Source organism: Micromonospora chersina, assembly GCF_900091475.1.
In the GTDB taxonomy this organism is placed as follows: Bacteria; Actinomycetota; Actinomycetes; order Mycobacteriales; family Micromonosporaceae; genus Micromonospora; species Micromonospora chersina.
Genome location: NZ_FMIB01000002.1, coordinates 3,433,941 through 3,452,573, shown reverse-complemented (window position 1 = coordinate 3,452,573; position 18,633 = coordinate 3,433,941). Strand labels below are relative to the sequence as shown.

General features: G+C 72.2%; 20 protein-coding genes. 12 read left to right on the top strand and 8 right to left on the bottom strand.

Going from position 1 to position 18,633, the window contains the following annotated elements:
* The first annotated feature begins 108 nt into the window (after window positions 1–108).
* Entirely contained in the window at window positions 109–681 is a 573-nt protein-coding gene (locus GA0070603_RS15780) for a PH domain-containing protein (protein WP_091314029.1), read from the top strand.
* A 51-nt stretch (window positions 682–732) separates the two neighbouring features.
* Here GA0070603_RS15780 and GA0070603_RS15775 read toward each other — a convergent pair whose 3' ends face one another.
* On the bottom strand, window positions 733–1,437 hold the full coding sequence (locus tag GA0070603_RS15775) for a GtrA family protein (protein ID WP_091314026.1): 705 nt from the start codon (window positions 1,435–1,437) through the stop codon (window positions 733–735).
* A 63-nt stretch (window positions 1,438–1,500) separates the two neighbouring features.
* Window positions 1,501–2,037, bottom strand: coding sequence for a GtrA family protein (locus GA0070603_RS15770; RefSeq protein ID WP_091321995.1), 537 nt, complete (start codon window positions 2,035–2,037; stop codon window positions 1,501–1,503).
* 492 nt (window positions 2,038–2,529) lie between these two features.
* Here GA0070603_RS15770 and GA0070603_RS15765 point away from each other — a divergent pair, with 492 nt between their 5' ends.
* The 4 genes from GA0070603_RS15765 (at window position 2,530) to GA0070603_RS15750 (ending at window position 7,382) form a co-directional block, all read left to right on the top strand.
* Window positions 2,530–4,371, top strand: a complete 1,842-nt coding sequence (locus GA0070603_RS15765; protein ID WP_091314023.1) for a phosphoenolpyruvate carboxykinase (GTP) — start codon at window positions 2,530–2,532, stop codon at window positions 4,369–4,371.
* Window positions 4,372–4,410: 39 nt separating this feature from the next.
* Entirely contained in the window at window positions 4,411–5,289 is an 879-nt protein-coding gene (locus GA0070603_RS15760; protein ID WP_091314020.1) for a hypothetical protein, read from the top strand.
* A gap of 154 nt (window positions 5,290–5,443) precedes the next feature.
* Window positions 5,444–6,580 carry a geranylgeranyl reductase family protein gene (locus tag GA0070603_RS15755; protein ID WP_091321994.1) on the top strand — a complete coding sequence of 379 codons (1,137 nt, stop codon included), beginning with the start codon at window positions 5,444–5,446 and terminating at the stop codon, window positions 6,578–6,580.
* A 31-nt stretch (window positions 6,581–6,611) separates the two neighbouring features.
* Window positions 6,612–7,382: an isoprenyl transferase gene (locus GA0070603_RS15750; RefSeq protein WP_091314016.1), complete on the top strand. Its 771-nt coding sequence runs from the start codon at window positions 6,612–6,614 to the stop codon at window positions 7,380–7,382.
* A gap of 20 nt (window positions 7,383–7,402) precedes the next feature.
* Here GA0070603_RS15750 and otsB read toward each other — a convergent pair whose 3' ends face one another.
* The 3 genes from otsB to GA0070603_RS15735 all read right to left on the bottom strand — a co-directional run bounded on the left by otsB (window position 7,403) and on the right by GA0070603_RS15735 (window position 9,262).
* The gene (otsB, locus tag GA0070603_RS15745; protein ID WP_091314011.1) at window positions 7,403–8,227 is read right to left on the bottom strand and encodes a trehalose-phosphatase; all 825 of its coding nucleotides are present in this window, start codon (window positions 8,225–8,227) and stop codon (window positions 7,403–7,405) included.
* Window positions 8,228–8,297: 70 nt separating this feature from the next.
* Complete coding sequence (locus tag GA0070603_RS15740; RefSeq protein ID WP_091314007.1) at window positions 8,298–8,651, bottom strand: hypothetical protein; 354 nt, start codon at window positions 8,649–8,651, stop codon at window positions 8,298–8,300.
* 179 nt (window positions 8,652–8,830) lie between these two features.
* The gene (locus GA0070603_RS15735; protein WP_091321992.1) at window positions 8,831–9,262 is read right to left on the bottom strand and encodes a helix-turn-helix domain-containing protein; all 432 of its coding nucleotides are present in this window, start codon (window positions 9,260–9,262) and stop codon (window positions 8,831–8,833) included.
* 264 nt (window positions 9,263–9,526) lie between these two features.
* On the opposite strand from GA0070603_RS15735, the gene GA0070603_RS15730 reads away from it, so the two are divergent.
* The 6 genes from GA0070603_RS15730 to GA0070603_RS15705 all read left to right on the top strand — a co-directional run bounded on the left by GA0070603_RS15730 (window position 9,527) and on the right by GA0070603_RS15705 (window position 14,822).
* Window positions 9,527–9,868: a hypothetical protein gene (locus tag GA0070603_RS15730; RefSeq protein ID WP_091314004.1), complete on the top strand. Its 342-nt coding sequence runs from the start codon at window positions 9,527–9,529 to the stop codon at window positions 9,866–9,868.
* The gene (locus GA0070603_RS15725; RefSeq protein ID WP_091314000.1) at window positions 9,865–10,293 is read left to right on the top strand and encodes a hypothetical protein; all 429 of its coding nucleotides are present in this window, start codon (window positions 9,865–9,867) and stop codon (window positions 10,291–10,293) included. Before GA0070603_RS15730 ends, GA0070603_RS15725 begins: the two co-directional genes overlap by 4 nt.
* A 343-nt stretch (window positions 10,294–10,636) precedes the next feature.
* Window positions 10,637–12,049, top strand: a complete 1,413-nt coding sequence (phoH2, locus tag GA0070603_RS15720) for an RNA 5'-3' helicase PhoH2 (protein ID WP_091313996.1) — start codon at window positions 10,637–10,639, stop codon at window positions 12,047–12,049.
* A gap of 254 nt (window positions 12,050–12,303) precedes the next feature.
* On the top strand, window positions 12,304–12,984 hold the full coding sequence (locus GA0070603_RS15715) for an aggregation-promoting factor C-terminal-like domain-containing protein (RefSeq protein WP_167544550.1): 681 nt from the start codon (window positions 12,304–12,306) through the stop codon (window positions 12,982–12,984).
* A gap of 100 nt (window positions 12,985–13,084) precedes the next feature.
* Window positions 13,085–13,747 (top strand): rhomboid family intramembrane serine protease, encoded by a 663-nt coding sequence (locus tag GA0070603_RS15710; protein ID WP_091313991.1) that lies wholly within the window; start codon window positions 13,085–13,087, stop codon window positions 13,745–13,747.
* Between the two features lie 106 nt (window positions 13,748–13,853).
* Window positions 13,854–14,822, top strand: a complete 969-nt coding sequence (locus GA0070603_RS15705; RefSeq protein ID WP_091313988.1) for an NAD(P)/FAD-dependent oxidoreductase — start codon at window positions 13,854–13,856, stop codon at window positions 14,820–14,822.
* Window positions 14,823–14,827: 5 nt separating this feature from the next.
* Here GA0070603_RS15705 and GA0070603_RS15700 read toward each other — a convergent pair whose 3' ends face one another.
* Window positions 14,828–15,520, bottom strand: a complete 693-nt coding sequence (locus GA0070603_RS15700) for a TetR/AcrR family transcriptional regulator (protein WP_091313984.1) — start codon at window positions 15,518–15,520, stop codon at window positions 14,828–14,830.
* A 137-nt stretch (window positions 15,521–15,657) separates the two neighbouring features.
* Here GA0070603_RS15700 and GA0070603_RS15695 point away from each other — a divergent pair, with 137 nt between their 5' ends.
* Window positions 15,658–16,575, top strand: a complete 918-nt coding sequence (locus tag GA0070603_RS15695) for an NAD-dependent epimerase/dehydratase family protein (protein ID WP_091313980.1) — start codon at window positions 15,658–15,660, stop codon at window positions 16,573–16,575.
* Here GA0070603_RS15695 and GA0070603_RS15690 read toward each other — a convergent pair.
* Together GA0070603_RS15690 and glpX are read right to left on the bottom strand one after the other, a co-directional pair.
* Window positions 16,544–17,545, bottom strand: a complete 1,002-nt coding sequence (locus tag GA0070603_RS15690; RefSeq protein WP_091313976.1) for a DMT family transporter — start codon at window positions 17,543–17,545, stop codon at window positions 16,544–16,546. The genes GA0070603_RS15695 and GA0070603_RS15690 overlap by 32 nt on opposite strands.
* Complete coding sequence (gene glpX / locus GA0070603_RS15685) at window positions 17,542–18,573, bottom strand: class II fructose-bisphosphatase (protein WP_091313972.1); 1,032 nt, start codon at window positions 18,571–18,573, stop codon at window positions 17,542–17,544. The genes GA0070603_RS15690 and glpX overlap by 4 nt, the downstream gene beginning before the upstream one ends.
* Between the last annotated feature and the right edge of the window lie 60 nt (window positions 18,574–18,633).

Below are 18,633 nucleotides of genomic sequence, written 5' to 3'. Positions count from 1 at the left end.
CGCCTGCGGTATAGCAGGGGCCCCCTCCTAACACCCGCCGCGCGGCTGATCCCCGGGCGAGCGCCGACCGGTTACGGTCAGCGCGTCCTGTTCTGCGAGGAGGTTCCCGTGGCGTTCCCCGAAGACGTGCTCACCGAGGACGAGCACGTCGTGCTGCATCTGCACCCGCACTGGAAGGCCCTGATCCGGCCGATCCTGGTGCTGGTGCTCGCCGTCGCGGCGGTGGTCGCGGGCTGGGTCCTGCTGCCCGAGGGCGACGGCGGCACGATCGCTCTCTACGTGATCGCCGCGCTCGGCCTGGTGCTGGTGTTCTGGCTGGGGCTGTGGCCGTTCCTGGTCTGGCGCACCACCCACTACCTCTTCACCAACGAGCGGGTGCTGCTCCAGGAGGGCGTGTTCTCCCGCAACCGGCGTGACCTGCCGCTGACCCGGATCAACGACCACGCCATGCACCAGAAGTTCGTGGAGCGGCTGCTCGGCTGCGGCACGCTGACCATCGAGTCCGCCGGTGAGCGCGGCCAGTCGGTGCTCAGCGACGTGCCGCACGTCGACAAGGTGCAGACGAAGCTCTACGAGCTGGTCGAGGCCCACCACGACAAGCACAGCCTGGGCGACGGCGAGATGCGCGAGATCCTGGCCGACATGGCCGAGGGCAAGCCGCTGCGCGACCCGTCGGCCTGACCCGCGGAAGCCTCCGGCGCCCGCTGGGCGGGCGCCGGAGTGCCGGGTCGGTCAGCGGCGCGGAGCGCGGCGCGGAGTGGGCTGGAGTTCGGCGGCCAGTTCGGCGTCGAGGTCGGCGCCGAGGGTGCGGCCCAGGCCGGCGTCCGCGGGTGCGGGACGGCCCTGCTGCGGGGCGTAGTCGCCCGCGCGCCGCTCGCCGAGCGGTGGCTCGGTCTCCTCCAGCTCGCTGACCGATTCGGCCAGCTCGGCCACCGGGTCCATCTCGGCCATGGTGTCCCACTCGTCGCGCGGGATGGTGTGCCAGGTTTCCTCGGCGTGCTTCGGCACCGGCTGGAACACGAACGTCCGGTAGGACCAGAAGCGGAACAGGGTGGCCAGCAGCACGCCCCCGGTCTTCGCCACGTTCAAGGCGAGCAGGCTGTGTACGCCGAGGCCGTACTTGGCCAGCGCAAGGACGCCGAGTTCGATGACCAGGCCCGCGCCGTTGAAGAGGAAGAACAGGACATATTCGCGGCGAAGCGCCGACTTCGGCCGGTCCCGGTACGTCCAGTGCCGATTCATCAGATACGACGTGATCGTCGCGACGATGGTCGCGATGACTGTCGCCTTGAGCTGGCCGTCGCGGAAAACCGTGAGTGCCAGCGCATTGAACACCGCGTAATTGATGACGGTGTTGATGCCGCCGACGATGCCGAATTTGAGCGCCTCGTGGATGAACTTCTGCCAGCGCTGGGGCAGCAGACGGACAGGAGGCATGCGGAACACCTTAGGGCAGTGGGCAGGGCCGACTGGGCCCGGCAGGACGGGATGGGCGGTGGGTCACGCCCCGGACTCTCGGTCGCGGCTCGTCGCCGGAACGGGGGGAGTTCCCGCCTCGACGAAAACGAACCGTCGGTACGACCAGAACCGGAACAGCGTCCCCAGGCCGGTGCCGACGATGAAACTGGCGATGTTGTCGGCCAGCGGGGTCTGGAACACCTCGGGCCAGATGGCGCCGAGCCCGTAGCGGCTGATCGCGAGACAGGCCACCGCGATGCCGAGGCCCACCCCGTTGAAGAAGAAGAACAGTGCGTACTCCCGGGCCGGGTGGGAGCGCTGGCGGTGCCGCCAGGTCCAGAACCGGTTGCCCAGGAACGCCAGGGTGGCCGCGACGACTGTGGAGATGGTCTTGGCCGCCACCGGCGGCATGTGGCGCACGCTCGCCAGGTAGTTGAAGAGCGCGAAGTCGACGAGGAAGGCGAAGCCGCCGACGGTGGCGAACTTGCTCATCTCGCGGACCAGGTGACCGAAGCGGTCGATGAGGGCCCCGATCAGACCTCGACGGGTCTGCGGAGCCCCCGGCTGGTCCCCGGTCATCGTCGCGGCCACCCGCCGAGAGTACCGGGTGCGCGCTCCCGGGACCGGCCGCTACGGCGAGTCGGCGGTCGGCCGTCCCGGCGCGTCGCCCCCGGGCCGTCCGGCCCCCTCCGGAGGCCGCCGTCCGGTTCCGATATCCGTGAGCGGAGCGTGACCCGGCGTACGGAATTGTGGACCGGATCACGGAATCGTCGTTCGTGACATGACGATCGGCATCCCCGCATCGGAGTCCTCCGCCGGGTTGGCGAAGTCCCGGGCCGTCGGAGGTTCTTCGCAAGATTTGCGTGAAACTGCGCGCGAAAGCGGGTAAGAGATCGCGATGCCGCAGCGTGGCCGTACCTTGTGCAGTTCTTCACAACCAGTCCCACTGACTGGGGAGGCAGCCCGGTTTACGCTGAGGCCAATCCCAGGTTTCCACGAAGGCGGCGCACCGGCTCGCCAGAACTCGTGCATCCCATACATCGGTCAGCGTCGACCACAAGGAGATGTGACATGGTTGCTCCGGCTACTGTTCGGGGTATCGATCAGGCCCCGACGTCCCACCCCAAACTGCTCGCCTGGGTACGTGAGGTCGCGGAACTGACCACCCCCGACCGGGTGGTCTGGGTGGACGGGTCCGATGAGGAGTGGCGCCGCCTCACCGACGAGCTCGTCGAGAGCGGCACCCTGATCCGGCTGAATCCCGAGAAGAAGCCCAACTCGTTCTACGCGCGGACGGACCCGACGGATGTCGCGCGTGTCGAGGAGCGCACCTTCATCTGCTCCGCCGACGAGGCGGACGCCGGCCCCACCAACAACTGGATGGCGCCGGCCGAGATGAAGCGGACGATGACGGAGCTGTACCGCGGGTCCATGCGCGGCCGCACCATGTACGTCATCCCGTTCTGCATGGGTCCGGTCGAGGCCGAGAGCCCCATGTTCGGCGTCGAGATCACCGACAGCCCGTACGTGGTCGCCTCGATGCGCATCATGACCCGGATGGGCCAGAAGGTCCTGGACGCGATGGGGGACGACGCCGACTTCGTGCACGCGCTGCACTCGATCGGCGCCCCGCTGGAGCCGGGCCAGCAGGACGTGGCCTGGCCCTGCAACGAGACCAAGTACATCTCGCACTTCCCGGAGACCCGGGAGATCTGGTCCTACGGCTCCGGCTACGGCGGCAACTCGCTGCTCGGCAAGAAGTGCTACTCGCTCCGTATCGCCAGTGTGATGGGGCGCGACGAGGGCTGGCTCGCCGAGCACATGCTGATCCTCAAGATCACCTCTCCGGAGGGCAAGGTCTACCACATCGCGGGCGCCTTCCCGTCCGCCTGCGGCAAGACCAACCTGGCCATGCTGGAGCCGACCATCCCGGGCTGGAAGGTCGAGACCATCGGTGACGACATCGCCTGGATGCGGTTCGGCCCGGACGGCCGCCTCTACGCGATCAACCCGGAGTACGGCCTCTTCGGCGTCGCGCCCGGCACCGACTGGAAGACCAACGCCAACGCCATGCGGACGCTGGACCGCGGCAACTCCATCTTCACCAACGTGGCCCTCACCGACGACGGTGACATCTGGTGGGAGGGCATGGGTGAGCCGCCGGCGCACCTGATCGACTGGAAGGGCAACGACTGGACGCCGGAGAGCGACAGCCTCTCCTCGCACGCGAACAGCCGGTTCTGCACCCCGATCACGCAGTGCCCCATCCTGGCCGACGACTACTACGACCCGAACGGCGTGCCGATCGACGCGATCCTGTTCGGCGGTCGCCGCCGGGACACCGTCCCGCTGGTCACCGAGGCCCGCGACTGGGTGCACGGCGTCTACATGGGTGCCACGCTCTCCTCGGAGACCACCGCCGCCGCGTCCGGCGCCGTCGGCGTGGTCCGCCGCGACCCGATGGCCATGCTGCCGTTCATCGGCTACCACGCCGGCGACTACTTCCGGCACTGGATCGAGATGGGCAAGGGCGCCGACGGCGACGAGGCCAAGCTGCCGAAGATCTACTACGTCAACTGGTTCCGCAAGGACGCCGAGGGCAACTTCCTCTGGCCGGGCTTCGGCGAGAACTCCCGGGTGCTCAAGTGGGTCATCGAGCGCCTGGAGGGTCGGGCCGAGGCGGTCGAGACCCCGATCGGCATGGTCCCCGCCCAGGACGCGCTCGACGTCGAGGGCCTGGACATGACCCCGGAGGACGTCCGAATCGCGCTCAAGGTCGACCCGGAGGAGTGGCGCAACGAGCTGCCGCTGGTCACCGAGTGGTTCGAGAAGTTCGGTGACAAGCTCCCCGGCGTCCTCTGGGCCGAACTGGACGCGCTGCGCGCCCGGCTCGACGCGGAGCCGCAGAAGTAGAGGTGTGACGGAAGCCCGCACCGGGCAACACCGGATGCCATGAGGACGGCCGCCGAACCTGTCGAGGTCCGGCGGCCGTCCGCCGTCCGGGCGCTGACCACCCTGCTCGCCGTGACGGCGGCGGCCACCGTCGTGGTCGAGTTGCTCAACTACTGGTACGCCCCCGAGCAGGAGTTCGGGCTCGCTGTCCGCACCGGTTGGGCGATGCTGCGCTCGCTGGGTTTCCTCGTGCTGATCGGCCACGTCAAGCGGGGCCGGGCCGTGGCGAAGCCGTTCGGGCTGATCCTCTCGGTGACCACGGTCTTCGCGGTCGGGCGGCTTGTCGTACCCCGGGCGGGGGTGCCGCCGCTGCCCGGCCTGCTCGGCTTCGGCGTGCTCACCGCGCTCTGCGTCGCGGTGGTGGCGCTGCTCTACCGCTCCGACGCGGTGAGCGGGCACCTGGTCCGGCACCGCAAGGGCCTGGTCGTCGAGGGCGGGGTGATCTCCTGGCGGGAGGTCGTCCCGAAGCGCCCGCCGGTCACCGGCTGGCTGCTCACGGCCCGGGTCGCCGCCTTTACCTACAGCCCGCTCATGCTGGTCCCGGCCCTGATCGCGACCGGCTCCATCCTGGACGGGCGGATCAGCGCCGTGCCGGCCGTGCTGTTCTGGTTCGCCGCCGGCATCGCGGTCAGCTACGCGGTGCTCTTCTGCACGGCCTTCCTGATGCGCGACCGCCCCTGGGCCCGCAAGCTCCTGGTCGCCATCACCCTGGCCACCCTCGCGGTGGACCTCCCCCTGTGCTGGTGGCTCCTGGGCGTAGACGGCCTGATCCGAGACGGCGCCCCCCTGGTAACAGCAGCCCTCCTGACCCTCTACTCCCTGAACCGCACCCGACCCCCCACCCCCACCCCGCATCCCTCCCCGTCCTCGGCGCGTTGATCAAGAAGTTCGCATCCCGCCCACCCCGGTGATCATGAGGTTGGCGGCGGTGTTGATCTCCTTCGCTGCCGTCAACTTCATGATCGACGGGGTGGGGCGGGCGCGGCGTGCGGGGAGGGTGGGGTAGCGCGGGGAGGATGGTCGGGTGGGGGAGTTGTGGGACGTGGTCGTGGTTGGGGCCGGGCCTGCGGGGGCGGCCGCCGCTCTTGGCGCGCGGCGGGCGGGGGCGGCGCGGGTGTTGCTGCTCGACCGGTACGACTTTCCCCGGGACAAGGCGTGTGGGGACGGCATCGCCGCGCACGCCCTGGACGTCCTCGCCGAGCTGGGCGTGACCGGGGCGGTCGACGGGTACGCCCCGCTGCCCGCGCTGCGCCTGGTCGGCCCCGGTGGCGGCACGGTGGCCCGCGCGCTGCCCCGGCCGGCGTACACGGTGCCCCGGCGGGTGTTCGACGCGCGGCTGGTGGCGGCGGCGACCGCGGCCGGGGCGGAACTGCGCCGGCACACCGTACGCGCGGTGGAGGTGCGCGACGACCGGGTGGTGGTCGACGGGGAACTGGCCGCCCGCGCGGTGGTCGGGGCGGACGGGGCCGGCTCGGTGCTGCGCCGGGCGCTCGGCCACCCGGTGAACCCGGACCGGCACCTCGCCCTCGCCATCCGCGGCTACGCCCCGGCCCTCCCGGGCCCGCCCGAGCAGGTCATCGTCACCTCCTCGCCGCGCTGGCCGGCGTACGCCTGGTCCTTCCCGATCGGTGACGGCCGGGCGAACGTCGGGTACGGGGAGGTGCTGCGCGGCGAACCGCTGACCCGCGCGCACCTGCTGGACCGGCTGGCCGCCCTGCTCCCCGGCACCGATCCGGCGGCGGTGACCGATTTGCGCGCCCACCACCTGCCGCTCTCCACCCACCGCCCGGCGCCGGGGCGGGGCCGGGTGGTGCTGGCCGGCGACGCGCTCTCGCTGATCAATCCGTTCACCGGCGAGGGCATCTTCTACGCGCTGCGCTCCGGGGCGCTGGCCGGCGCGGCCGCGGCCGGCGCCCCCGACCGGGCGGCCAGCCGGTACGCCGACGCGCTGCGCCGCCGGCTCGGCACCCACCTGCGGCACAGCTCGGTGGCGGCCTGGCTGGCCCGGCGCCGGTGGGTGGTCGACGCGGCGGTGCGTGCCGCCCGTCGTGACGAGCGGGTCTACCGGACCGTGGTGGAGCTGGGACTGGGTGACGGACGTCTCGACGCCCGCACCCTGGGAATGATCGGCTTCGGCCTCGCGGGGCGCGTTGCGCCACCGAGACACTGATCTCTCGCGCGGGTCGCTACCCTGCAAGGTGATGACTCTGCGGAAACTTCTCTACTCCGTGTACGAGCGCCGGCTCACGGCGAAGCTCGCGGGCAAGCCGGTGCCCCGGCACGTCGGCGTGATGTGCGACGGCAACCGCAGATGGGCCCGGGAGATGGGCTTCGTCGACCCGAACGACGGTCACCGGATGGGCGCCGAGCGGATCAAGGAGCTGCTGCGCTGGTGCGACGCCGCCGGTGTCGGGCACGTCACGCTCTGGTTGCTCTCCACCGACAACCTCTCCCGGCCGGCCGCCGAGCTGGACCCGCTGCTCCAGATCATCGAGGACCTCACCACCGAGCTGGCCGAGGACGGCAACCCCTGGCGGCTGCGGATGGTCGGCGCCCTCGACGTGCTGCCCGCGCACCACGCCGCCGCGCTCAAGGCGGCCGAGGAGCGCACGCGGCAGCGCGACGGCGGGGCTCAGGTCAACATCGCCGTGGGGTACGGCGGCCGGCGCGAGATCGCCGACGCGGTCCGCTCGCTGCTGCTGGAGCACGCCGCCACCGGCGGGACCGTCGAGGAGCTGGCCAACTCGATCGACGTCGACCACATCTCCGAGCACCTCTACACCAAGGGCCTGCCCGACCCGGATCTGATCATCCGGACCAGCGGTGAGCAGCGCCTCTCCGGCTTCATGCTCTGGCAGAGCGCCCACTCGGAGTTCTACTTCTGCGAACTCAACTGGCCCGACTTCCGCCGGGTCGACTTCCTCCGCGCCCTCCGCTCCTACGCCACCCGCCAACGCCGCTTCGGCGCGTGACCCCGCCCCCGCAGGGGGGATCAGGTCAGGTGGGGCAGCGCCTCGGTGAGGAAGTCACCGAGGGCGGCGGGGGAGTCCAGCGTCAGGTCGGCCGCGTCGGCCACCTCGTGGCCGGTCTCCGGGTTCGCCACGGCGACGCACACGCCGAGGAACTGCGGGTCGGTGGCGGCCCGGGCGCGCAGCGCCGCGAACGCCTTGATGTCGGAGACGTCGTCGCCGAAGTACCAGGCGCCGCCGGCGTCGCGGACCGCCTCGCCGATGACCATGCCCTTGTCCCGGTCGACCGGGGGCTTCAGCTCCAGCACCATGCGCCCGGCCTGGCAGCGCAGGCCCAGCCGCTCGGCCCGGGCGCGGCCCCACTCCTGCACGAGGTCGCCGAGCTGCGGCGCGGTGCGCCAGTGCAGCGCCACGGACAGCCGCTTGAACTCCACGAGGGCGCCGGGCGGCAGCTCGGCGCGGGCCTGCTCGGCCAGCTCGGCCATGGTGGGCACCCAGGGCAGGGCGGCCGGCTCGGTGACGGTCTCGCCGCCGGAGTGGCTGTGCTCCAGGCCGTAGAGGCCGTAGAGGTCGATGCCGGCGAGGCCGCCGAGGTGGTCGCGGAGGAACTCCACCGGGCGGGCGGAGACGATGGCGATCCGGCGTACCCGCGGGGCGAGCGCCTCCAGCGCGGCGAGCACCTTGGGCGCGGGCTGGACCGCGGTCGGGTCGTCGTCGACCGGCGCGAGGGTGCCGTCGAAGTCGAAGAAGAGCACCACGTCGGCCGCGCGGGCGGCGGTGGCACGCCACGCGTGCTCGGCGTCCAACGGGGTCTTCGGCTGCTGGTTGCCCAGATTCAACGGCGGCACGCGCGACAGCGTACCCCGGGCACGGCGGCGTATTCGTGGCCGAGATGTGACGTCGGGACGACGCGGAAGGTCAGCGTTCGGCGGCTCCCCGTCCCCGACGGCCGAACGGCACCACGGCCGCTTCCTGCCCGTGGCTCAGCAGGTAGCCCTCCACGAAGCCGGTGTTCCGGTCGCCGGTGTGCGCCTCGATCTCGTTGAGCCGCGCCACCAGGAACTCGGTGAGCGCGCTGACCCGGTCGTTGAGCCGGTCGTGAAGCTCGGCGACGACGGCGAGGACCACCGCGGTGCCGGCCGTGATGAGGGCGAAGAGGTTGACGACCAGGGGAAGCTGCCCGCCGTCCAGAACGCCGACCACCACGTTGCCGGTCACGCACGATGTCACCGACACCACCGCGACCACGACTGCCAACCATTTCAGGGTCATGGACAGACCCCTCCTTCTGTCCCGCAGGGCTGAGTTCGGCTTTGTCCCGTCCCCCCGCCGACGACGAGCCCCGAGCAGTACAAACAGGCACGCTAGCCGGTCCGATCCGGACCCGGAGGGGATCGATCCAATCTGTCTGGCCGTTCTTTCGCCATTTGCGGAACTAACTGGCGTGTCGTCTATCCGGCCTGTCTTCCTCGTTTTCCGGAATCGGCCGGGAGCGTCGGGCGGTAAGCGAGGTAGCGAATGGTTTCCCGGATGTGGAACTTCTCCGCGTCGGAGACGTTCGGGTCGACCAGCCGGCGCAGCAGCGCCTCGACGTCCGGGTCCATCGGCGGTGGGGTCGGGGTGGCGCGGGGGGTGGCGGCCCGGTCCCAGCCGAGGGCGGCGAACGCGGCCGCCGGGTTGAGCCCCAGCCCCTCGCAGAAGGCGACCACCCGCTCGGCCTCGGGGTCGCTGGCCCAGTCGCCGCGTACCCACCGGTTGATGGTCTGGCGGGAGACGCCGGTACGCCGGGAGACCTCGGTGCCGCTCCAGGCCCGCATGGCGCGCGCGTCCTCCAGTGCGCGGCGGACGAAGGTGGCGAAGGCGATCTTCCGTGCGTCGGTCACCCCGTGACGGTACGACCAGTCGGTCTCGGTGGCGCGGCCCGGCACGCTGCTGTCACGCCTACGTGACGGTGATCCACGATTCTCGGTAAACGATCCAACGCTGTTCCTGAGGGGTGTCACCCGGGCAGAATAGATGGACGCCAGTACGGCGGTAAACAGACGAAAAGCTGATACTGTCACGCTCATGAGACAACTTACGGTGTGTCACGTGCATGAGACGACGAGTGCTCACATGCGTCACTCCGCGGGTGTCGAGGGGGTCTCGTGACCGAGCTCGCGACCCGTGCGCAGGCGTTCGGCCTGATCGCGGACGGGGTGACCGCCGGGCTGAGCGCGCCGTGGCGGCTCTACCTCGCCCGGGGCTGCCGCTACCTCTCCCTCAGCGTCGGCGACCGCGACGAGTGGGACGCCTGGCGGACCCACCTCGGCTGTCCCGAGCTGAGCGTCCGGGTCTACGACGCGGGCGGCGAGATCCGGCGGGCCTCGGTGGCCGAGGTGATCGTCGACGGCTGCCGGATCAGCGTCGAACTGGTCGAGGAGGTCAGCACCGCCGACCTGGAGCGGCTGCTGGTCGTCGACCCCCTGCCCGGGGCGGACGAGCGATGAGCCCCTTTCTGGCCGTCGTCCTGGTCCTCGTGCTCGGCTCGACCTGCTACGCGGCAGGCCGACTGCACGGCCAGCTCAGCTACCGCATCGGCTACCGGTTCGGCTACCGCCAGGGCTACTTCGACGGCGACCGGGGCGCCTGGAACCGCCGCCGCCGGGACGCCCAGGCCGCGATCGCCTCGGCGCTCGCCGGCCCCGCCCCGAGCGTGGTGACCACCCCGGCCGGGCGCACCGCGCCGTTCGCCGGCACGGCCGTCCCCGCCGCGGTCACCGCCCGGGCCGCGTCCGGCCCGGCCCTGCGGGCCACCGCGACCGCCCAGTTCGGTGGGCTGGCCACCCGGCAGGGCACCACGTACACCGGCTCCTCGTTCGGCGCGGCCGGCGGTGGACCGCGGACCGGGACCCTGGTGCGGCGGCAGGGCTGAGGTCCGCCAGAGCACGGTGTGCCGTCCGCGGCGGACGCGCACCGTCGGAGCCGTCGTCAGACCGGTGACGACGGCTCCGCCGGCCGGGATGCGCGCAGGGGGCATGCATCCCGGCCGGTCCGCCGCGCAGCGTTCATCTCCCCTCCAGGAGTGATCCACTCGCACCACTAGCCGACCGGGCCCGCGGCGATTAGCGTCTAGGCATGGCACGGGGCTTTCCCGGGCCAGCCGGACAGCCCGGACCTGCGACCTCGCGCACGGGGCCCGCATCCGACCCCGTGTCCACCGGGCACCGGACGAGGCGGAACTCGGGTGGCCGGGTGCCCATCCGCGGAGCAGGCCTGTGACCACTCGCCGTACCCCCGCCGGTGCCGACCAGACCCCGGCCTCGACCGCCACCACCCGCCGGAGCACCCGCGGTCGCCGTACCGCCGCCGCGTCCGCCGGCGCCGAGGAGCCCCGACCAGCCGGCCAGGCCTTCGTCCTGGACACCTCGGTCCTCCTGTCCGACCCCGCGGCGTTCCACCGCTTCGCGGAGCACGAGGTGGTGCTGCCGCTGGTGGTGATCTCCGAGCTGGAGGGCAAGCGCCACCACCCCGAGCTGGGCTGGTTCGCCCGGCAGTCGCTGCGCATGCTGGACGAGCTGCGGGTGCGGCACGGCCGGCTGGACCGGCCGGTGCCCGCCAACGACCAGGGCGGCACCCTCCGGGTGGAGCTGAACCACACCGACGACGGGGTGCTGCCGCCCGGGTTCCGGAACGAGTCGAACGACGCCCGGATCCTCTCCGTGGCGCTCAACCTCGCCGCCGAGGGGCGCGAGGTCACCCTGGTCAGCAAGGACATGCCGCTGCGGGTGAAGGCGGCCTCGGTCGGCCTGCGCGCCGACGAGTACCGGCACGGTCAGGCCAGCGATCCCACCTGGACCGGGATGGCCGAGCTGGAGCTGGCCGAGGAGGAGATCGGCCGGCTGTACGCGGGGGAGACGTTGGACCTCGACGCCGCCGCCGGCCTGCCCTGCCACACCGGCCTGGTGCTGCACTCCGGGCGGGGCTCGGCGCTCGGCCGGGTGCTGCCGGACAAGACGGTCCGGCTGGTCCGTGGCGACCGGGAGGCGTTCGGCGTGCACGGCCGCTCGGCGGAGCAGCGGGTCGCGCTCGACCTGCTGCTGGACGAGTCGATAGGCATCGTCTCGCTCGGCGGCCGGGCCGGCACGGGCAAGTCGGCGCTGGCGCTCTGCGCCGGCCTGGAGGCGGTGATGGAGCGCCGCCGGCACAAGAAGGTCGTCGTGTTCCGCCCGTTGTACGCGGTCGGCGGCCAGGAGCTGGGCTACCTGCCCGGCTCGGAGTCGGAGAAGATGTCGCCCTGGGCCCAGGCCGTCTTCGACACCCTCGGCTCGGTGGTGCACGAGAACGTGCTGGAGGAGGTCACCTCGCGGGGCCTGCTGGAGGTCCTGCCGCTGACCCACATCCGCGGCCGGAGCCTGCACGACGCCTTCGTCATCGTCGACGAGGCGCAGTCGCTGGAGCGCGGTGTCCTGCTCACCGTGCTGTCCCGGATCGGTCAGGGCTCGCGGGTGGTGCTCACCCACGACGTGGCGCAGCGGGACAACCTCCGGGTCGGGCGGCATGACGGGGTGACCGCGGTGATCGAGGCGCTGAAGGGCCATCACCTCTTCGCGCACGTCACCCTCAGCCGTTCGGAGCGATCTCCCATCGCCGCCATGGTCACCGATCTGTTGGAGGACATTCCGCTCTGAGGCTGAGGTTTGTCCCGATTTGATGGCGCTCGTGTTGTGTCGCAGATCACATTTGGCTTCCTTGGTTTCCCATCGGCCTCACTGTGCGCAATGGTGTCCATCGAGCGCTTACGACACACCACCAGCCCGGCGGAGAGCTGCGAGCACCGGTGCGTCGGCTGCGACCGCGAGGGTCGGGGCGCTCACGGCGCCGGCGGGCCCGACCCAGGGCCACGCGTCGCGCCGTGTCCTTGCCCCCGACGAAGGGACACTTCGTGAGTCGGCTGTGGAGCCGGTTCGGCGCCCGTACGGCCGCTGTCGCGCTGCTCTCCGTGGGCGTTGCCGGTGGCTTCTACCTGGGCGAAGACCGACAGACCCAGCAACAGGGCCTGACCGCGCAGGTCGGCCTCAAGGTCGACCGGACGGAGTACGCGTACCAGCGCGACCTCCAGGCCGACCACCGCCTGGCGTCGGCCAAGCAGCGGGCCGCCGAGTACCAGGCGAAGCTCCGGGCCGCCGCGGCGGCCAAGGAGGCCGCCGAGCGGGCCAAGGAGGCCGAGGCGGCGGCCGCGTCCCGCAAGAAGGAGCGGGAGGCCGCGGAGAAGGCGGCGGCCAAGCCGTACGACGGGCCGATCCCGTCCTCGTGCGAGGAGTTCAGCGGCAACCGCAAGATCGGTTGCGCGATCATGCTCGACGAGGGCTTCGGCATCGACCAGTTCCCCTGTCTGGACAAGCTCTGGACCAAGGAGAGCGGCTGGAACCACAAGGCCTACAACGAGGGGTCCGGCGCCTACGGCATCCCGCAGGCCCTCCCGGGCAGCAAGATGGGCTCGGTGGCGGACGACTGGAAGACCAACCCGGCCACCCAGATCAAGTGGGGCCTCGGCTACATCGAGGGCCGCTACGACGACCCCTGCGGTGCCTGGGCGCACTCGCAGAGCACCGGCTGGTACTGATCGGACACCGACGGCGGGGCGTGCGGAGATTCGCACGCCCCGCCGTCGCCGTGCCGTCCCCGGGTGGCGGTCCGCCCCGATTGCTGATAGCTCTTGACGGATGACCTGGCAGGACGGCCCGACGGGCGGCGACAGACACCGGTTCGGCACCGAGGCGTTCTACGCCTCCCTCGGCCGTGCCTTCGTCGCCATGTGCGCGGTGGTGCCGGTGCTGTTCCTCGTCGAGGCCGTCGACGTCGGCCTGCGCGCCGACCTCGACGTCACGGCCGGCATCATCCCGCACCGCATCCAGGGGCTGGACGGGGTGTTCTTCTCGCCGTTCCTGCACGCGGGCTGGAACCACCTCTACAGCAACAGCATCCCGCTGATCCTGCTCGGCACCTTCGTGCTGGCCGCCGGCACCCGCCGGTTCCTGTGGTCCACCCTGGTGATCATCCTGGTCAGCGGGCTGGGGGTGTGGTTCACCGGCTCGCCCAACTCCGTGGTGGTGGGCGCGAGCGGGGTGATCTTCGGCTACCTCGGCATCCTGCTCACCCGCGGCATCGTCGAGCGCAGCTGGTGGAACTTCGCCGTCGTGCTCCTGGTCGGCCTGCTCTACGGCTGGCAGTTGCTCGGCATCCTTCCCACCGACGAGCGCATCTCCTGGCAGGGCCACCTGTTCGGGCTGCTCGGCGGGGTCGTCGCGGCGGTCCTGTTCCGCCGTCGCCGGGCCGAGGTCGCGGGGCGGGACCCGCTCGGGTCACCTCCGGTCACGTCGCCCTGACGGCACGTCCACCGGCCGGCGGGACATGCTTGCCCGCGGCCACCGGCCCGCCTACCGTCGGGATCAGCACGCGTTGATCCCTGGCGAAGTGACGGGACGGTACGCCATGCGCGAGGTCGATGTCGCCGTGATCGGGGCCGGTCCCGCCGGGCTGTTCGCCGCCTACTACGCGGGGTTCCGCGGGCTCTCCGTGGCTGTGATCGACGCGCTGCCCGAGCCGGGTGGGCAGGTCACCGCCATGTACCCGGAGAAGCTCATCCTCGACGTCGCCGGGTTTCCCGCCATCAAGGGGCGCGAGCTGGTGGCGAACCTGGTCGCGCAGGCCGCGCCCTTCCGCCCGGAGTACCTGCTCGGGGTGCGCGCCGAGAAGCTGTCGTACCTGGACGGGCGGCCGGTGCTCGGGCTGGCCGGCGGTGAGCAGCTGCGCTGCGGCGCGGTGCTGGTCACCGGCGGGCTGGGCAGCTTCAGCCCTCGGCCGCTGCCGGTGGCCGACAGCTTCGTGGGCACCGGGATCGTCTACTTCGTGCCGCAGCCGACCGAGCTGACCGGGCGGGACGTGCTCATCGTGGGTGGCGGCGACTCGGCGTTCGACTGGGCGGTGACGCTGGCCCCGATCGCCCGCTCGGTGACCCTGGTGCACCGGCGGGACCGGTTCCGCGCGCACGCCTCGACCGTCGACCGGGTTCGTGCGCTGCCGGTGCGGATCGTGGTCAACGCCGAGGTGAGCCGGCTGCACGGGGAGGACCGGGTGACCGGCGCCGAGCTGACCGTACGCGGCGGCGCGGTGGAGACCGTGCCGGTGGACACCGTGGTGGCGGCGCTCGGGTTCACCGCCGACCTGGGCCCGCTGGCCGAGTGGGGGCTGAACCTGGACCGGCGGCACATCGTGGTCGACAGCGCGATGGCCACCAACCTGCCCCGGGTCTTCGCGGCCGGGGACATCACCGACTACCCGGGCAAGGTCCGGCTGATCGCCACCGGTTTCGGCGAGGCGGCCACCGCCGTCAACAACGCGGCGGTCGTCATCGACCCGGCCGCGCACCTCTTCCCCGGCCACTCGTCCGACGGCACCTGACCGGCTCAGGCGGCGGGCAGGCCGATCAGGTCGGCCATGAGCCCGGTCTGGTGGTCGAAGTACTCGTCGCGGTGCGGCAGCATCCGGTTGATCCGCCCGAACAGCTCGAAGCTGATCAGCCCGAAGAGCTGGGTCCAGCCGGCCATGCCCCGGGCCAGCAGGGCGGGCGGCAGGTCCACGTCGATCAGGGCGCCCAGCTCGGCCACGTCCGACCGCAGCGGTTCGGGGAGGTCCTCGCCCGACGGGGTGAGCAGTCCGGCGGCCACCCCGTCGCGGAGGATGCCGACCAGGGTCACCGGAGGGCGCTGGGCGGGCGCCACCGTGTCGTCCGGTGCCGCGTAGCCGGGGACGGGGCTGCCGTAGAGCAGGGCGTACTCGGCGGGGTGGGCCAGCGCCCAGGACCGGGCGGCCCGGCTCACGGCGTGCCAGCGCCCGCGCAGGTCGGCCCGGTCGGTGCCGGCGTCGGCCGCCTCCACGGCGTCGCCGAGCGCCTCGTACGCGTCGAGGATCAGCGCGGTGAGCAGGTCGTCGCGGCTGGGGAAGTAGCGGTAGATCGCCGAGGAGACCATGCCCATGTCCCGGGCGACCGCCCGGAGCGAGAGGTTCGCGCCGTCGGTGGCCAGGTGGCGGCGGGCGACGGCCTTGATCTCGTCGATCATTCCGGCACGGACGCGGGCGCGGAGCGAGGGAGCGACCATGCCCCCACTCTGCCACGGATGAGAGCGCCAATCAAAATAGAGAGCACTGCTCTTGACGGGCGGCGTGGTTGCGGTGCATGCTCTGTTGCGAGAGCGGTGCTCTCACATCGAACTCCTGCTTCGAAGGGTGGCCCCCCATGGCCCTGCACGTGATCGTCGGCGCCGGACCCGTCGGCACCGCCACCGCCCGCCTCCTCGCCGAGCGCGGCGAGCGGGTACGCGTGGTGACCCGCCGTGGCACCGGGCCCGCGCACCCCGCGATCGAGCGGATCGCCGCCGACGCCGCGGACGCGGAGCGGCTGACCGCGCTGACCGACGGGGCGGCGGCCCTCTACAACTGCGCCAACCCGGCGTACCACAGGTGGCCGCTGGACTGGCCGCCGCTGGCCGCCGCGCTGCTCACCGCCGCCGAGCGGACCGGCGCCGTCCTCGCCACCGTCGGCAACCTCTACGGGTACGGCCCGGTCGACGCCCCGATGACCGAAGCCACCCCGCTGGCCGCCACCGGCACCAAGGGGCGGGTACGCAACCGGATGTGGGCCGACGCGCTGGCCGCGCACCGGGCGGGCCGGGCCCGGATCACCGAGGTACGCGGCTCCGACTACGTCGGTGCGGACGGCACCTCGCTGGCCATGATGGTGCTGCCCCAGGTGCTCGCCGGGCAGCGGGTGTTCCTGCCGGTCGACTGGGACGCCCCGCACACCTGGACGTACATTCCCGACGTCGCCCGTACCCTCGTGGCCGCCGCGACCGACGAGCGGGCCTGGGGGCGGGCCTGGCACGTGCCCAGCGCCCCCGCCGTGTCGATGCGGGACCTGGCCGGTCGGGCGGCGGCCCTGGTCGGTGCGCCCGCGCCGCGGCTCATCCGGATGCCGTACCCGCTGCTCTGGGTCGCCGGGCTGGCCAACCCGTTCGCCCGGGAACTGCGGGAGACCGCCTACCAGTTCGACCGGCCGTACCTGCTGGACTCGACAGCCGCCACCGCCACCCTCGGCGTCGAGGCGACGCCGCTGGACCGGGTGGTCAAGGAGACGGTGGCGGCGCTGCGCGGATGACCGGCCGCGGGGGCGGACCGAGGGCGGCGACCAGCACCGCGACCAGGGTCAGCCCCGCCCCCAGCAGGGTCGTCGGCGTCGGGTGGGAGGCGGCGGTGGGCAGCAGCACGTCCAGCAGGACGGCCCCCACGACCTGCCCGGCGATGGTGGCCAGGCCGAGCAGCAGCACGCCGGTGAACCGGACGATGGCGGCGGCCAGAGCGATGAACACGATGCCGATGGGGCCGCCCACGTAGAGCCATGGCTCGGCGGGGAAACTCCCGGCCGGGCGGCCCCGGACGGCGACCTCCACCGCGAAGGTGGCGAGCAGCGCCACCGTCCCGACGGTGAAGTTGACGAGGGTGGCGGTCATGGCGCTGCCGGCCGCCCCCCGGACCCGGCCGTTGACCGCCTGCTGCCAGGCGATGCCCACCCCGGCGGCCAGCGGCAGCAGGGCCAGCGCCAGGGCGCCCGGGTCGCCGAGCCGGTCGCCCACCGCCAGCAGCACGGCCAGCACGGTCAGCACCGCGCCGACCAGCCGGTTCGGGGTGACCGGCTGCCGGCCGGTCGGGCCGACGCCGGCCCGGTCGACAAGCAGGCTGCTGCCGGTCTGACCGGCCACCACGGCGACCGTGAACACCGCCACGCCGAGGGTGCCGATGGTCAGCCCCTGGGTGGCGACCAGGAAGGCGCCGCAGACCCCGCCGAGGCACTGCCACGGGCGCAGCGAGCCGTCCCGGAGCGCGGCCCGCAGGGCCGCCAGCCCACGCCGGCCACCGGGGGTGGCGGGGACCAGCACGAGCAGCACCAGCAGGCCCACGCCGAACGAGACCACGGCGGCGGCGATGCCGTCGGCCAGCCGTACGCCGAGTTCACCGTTGATCCGGGACTGGACGGCCACCGCGACCCCCGAGGCGGTGGCCAGCCCGGTGCCGGCGATCCGCCGCGTGGTCGACAGCGTCGGGGGCGCCGCCGTCCCGGTCGCGGTCACTCCTGCTCGGCCAGGGGACGCCCGTCGAAGTCGACAGCCGAGTAGAGCGCCAGCTTCTCCAGCCGGTGGTACGAGTCGATCACCCGGATCGTGCCGCTCTTGGACCGCATCACGATCGACTGGGTGTACGCCCCGCCCGCCCGGTAGCGCACGCCGCGCAGCAGGTCACCGGAGGTGACGCCGGTGGCCACGAAGAAGCAGTTGTCGCCGGTGACCAGGTCGTCGGTGAAGAGCACCCGGTCCAGGTCGTGCCCGGCGGCCAGCGCCTTCTCCCGCTCCTCGGCGTCCTTGGGCCAGAGCTTGGCCTGCATCATGCCGCCCATGCACTTCAGTGCGCAGGCCGCGGTGATGCCCTCCGGGGTGCCGCCGATGCCCATGAGCACGTCGACGTCCGACTCGCCCCGGGCCGCCGCGATGGCGCCGGCGATGTCCCCGTCGGAGATGAACCGGATGCCCGCCCCGGTGCGCCGGATCTGCTTCACCAGGTCGTCGTGGCGCGACCGGTCCAGCACGCAGACCGTCACCTCGGCCGGGTCGGTGCCCTTGACCTTGGCGATCCGGCGGATGTTCTCGGCCACGCCGGCGTTGATGTCGACCACGTCCGCGTACATCGGGCCGACGGCGAGCTTCTCCATGTAGAAGACGGCGCTCGGGTCGAACATGGCGCCCCGCTCGGCCACCGCGAGCACGGCGAGCGCGTTCGGCATGCCCTTGCTCATCAGGGTGGTGCCGTCGATCGGGTCGACCGCCACGTCCACCTCGGGACCCGTCCCGTCGCCGACCTCCTCGCCGTTGAAGAGCATCGGGGCGTTGTCCTTCTCGCCCTCGCCGATCACCACGACACCGCGCATCGGGATCGAGTTGATGAGCTTGCGCATGGCGTCGACGGCGGCCCCGTCACCGCCCTCCTTGTCGCCCCGGCCGACCCAGCGACCGGCGGCCATGGCCGCGGCCTCGGTGACCCGGACGAGATCGAGGGCGAGGTTACGGTCGAGATCCTGCGGGGTCCGCGTCCTGGTGGTTGTCATCACGGCTTCCTCCTCGCGACGTTGCGGGGTGGACCGGCGGGATGCGGCCGTCGCCGCCGC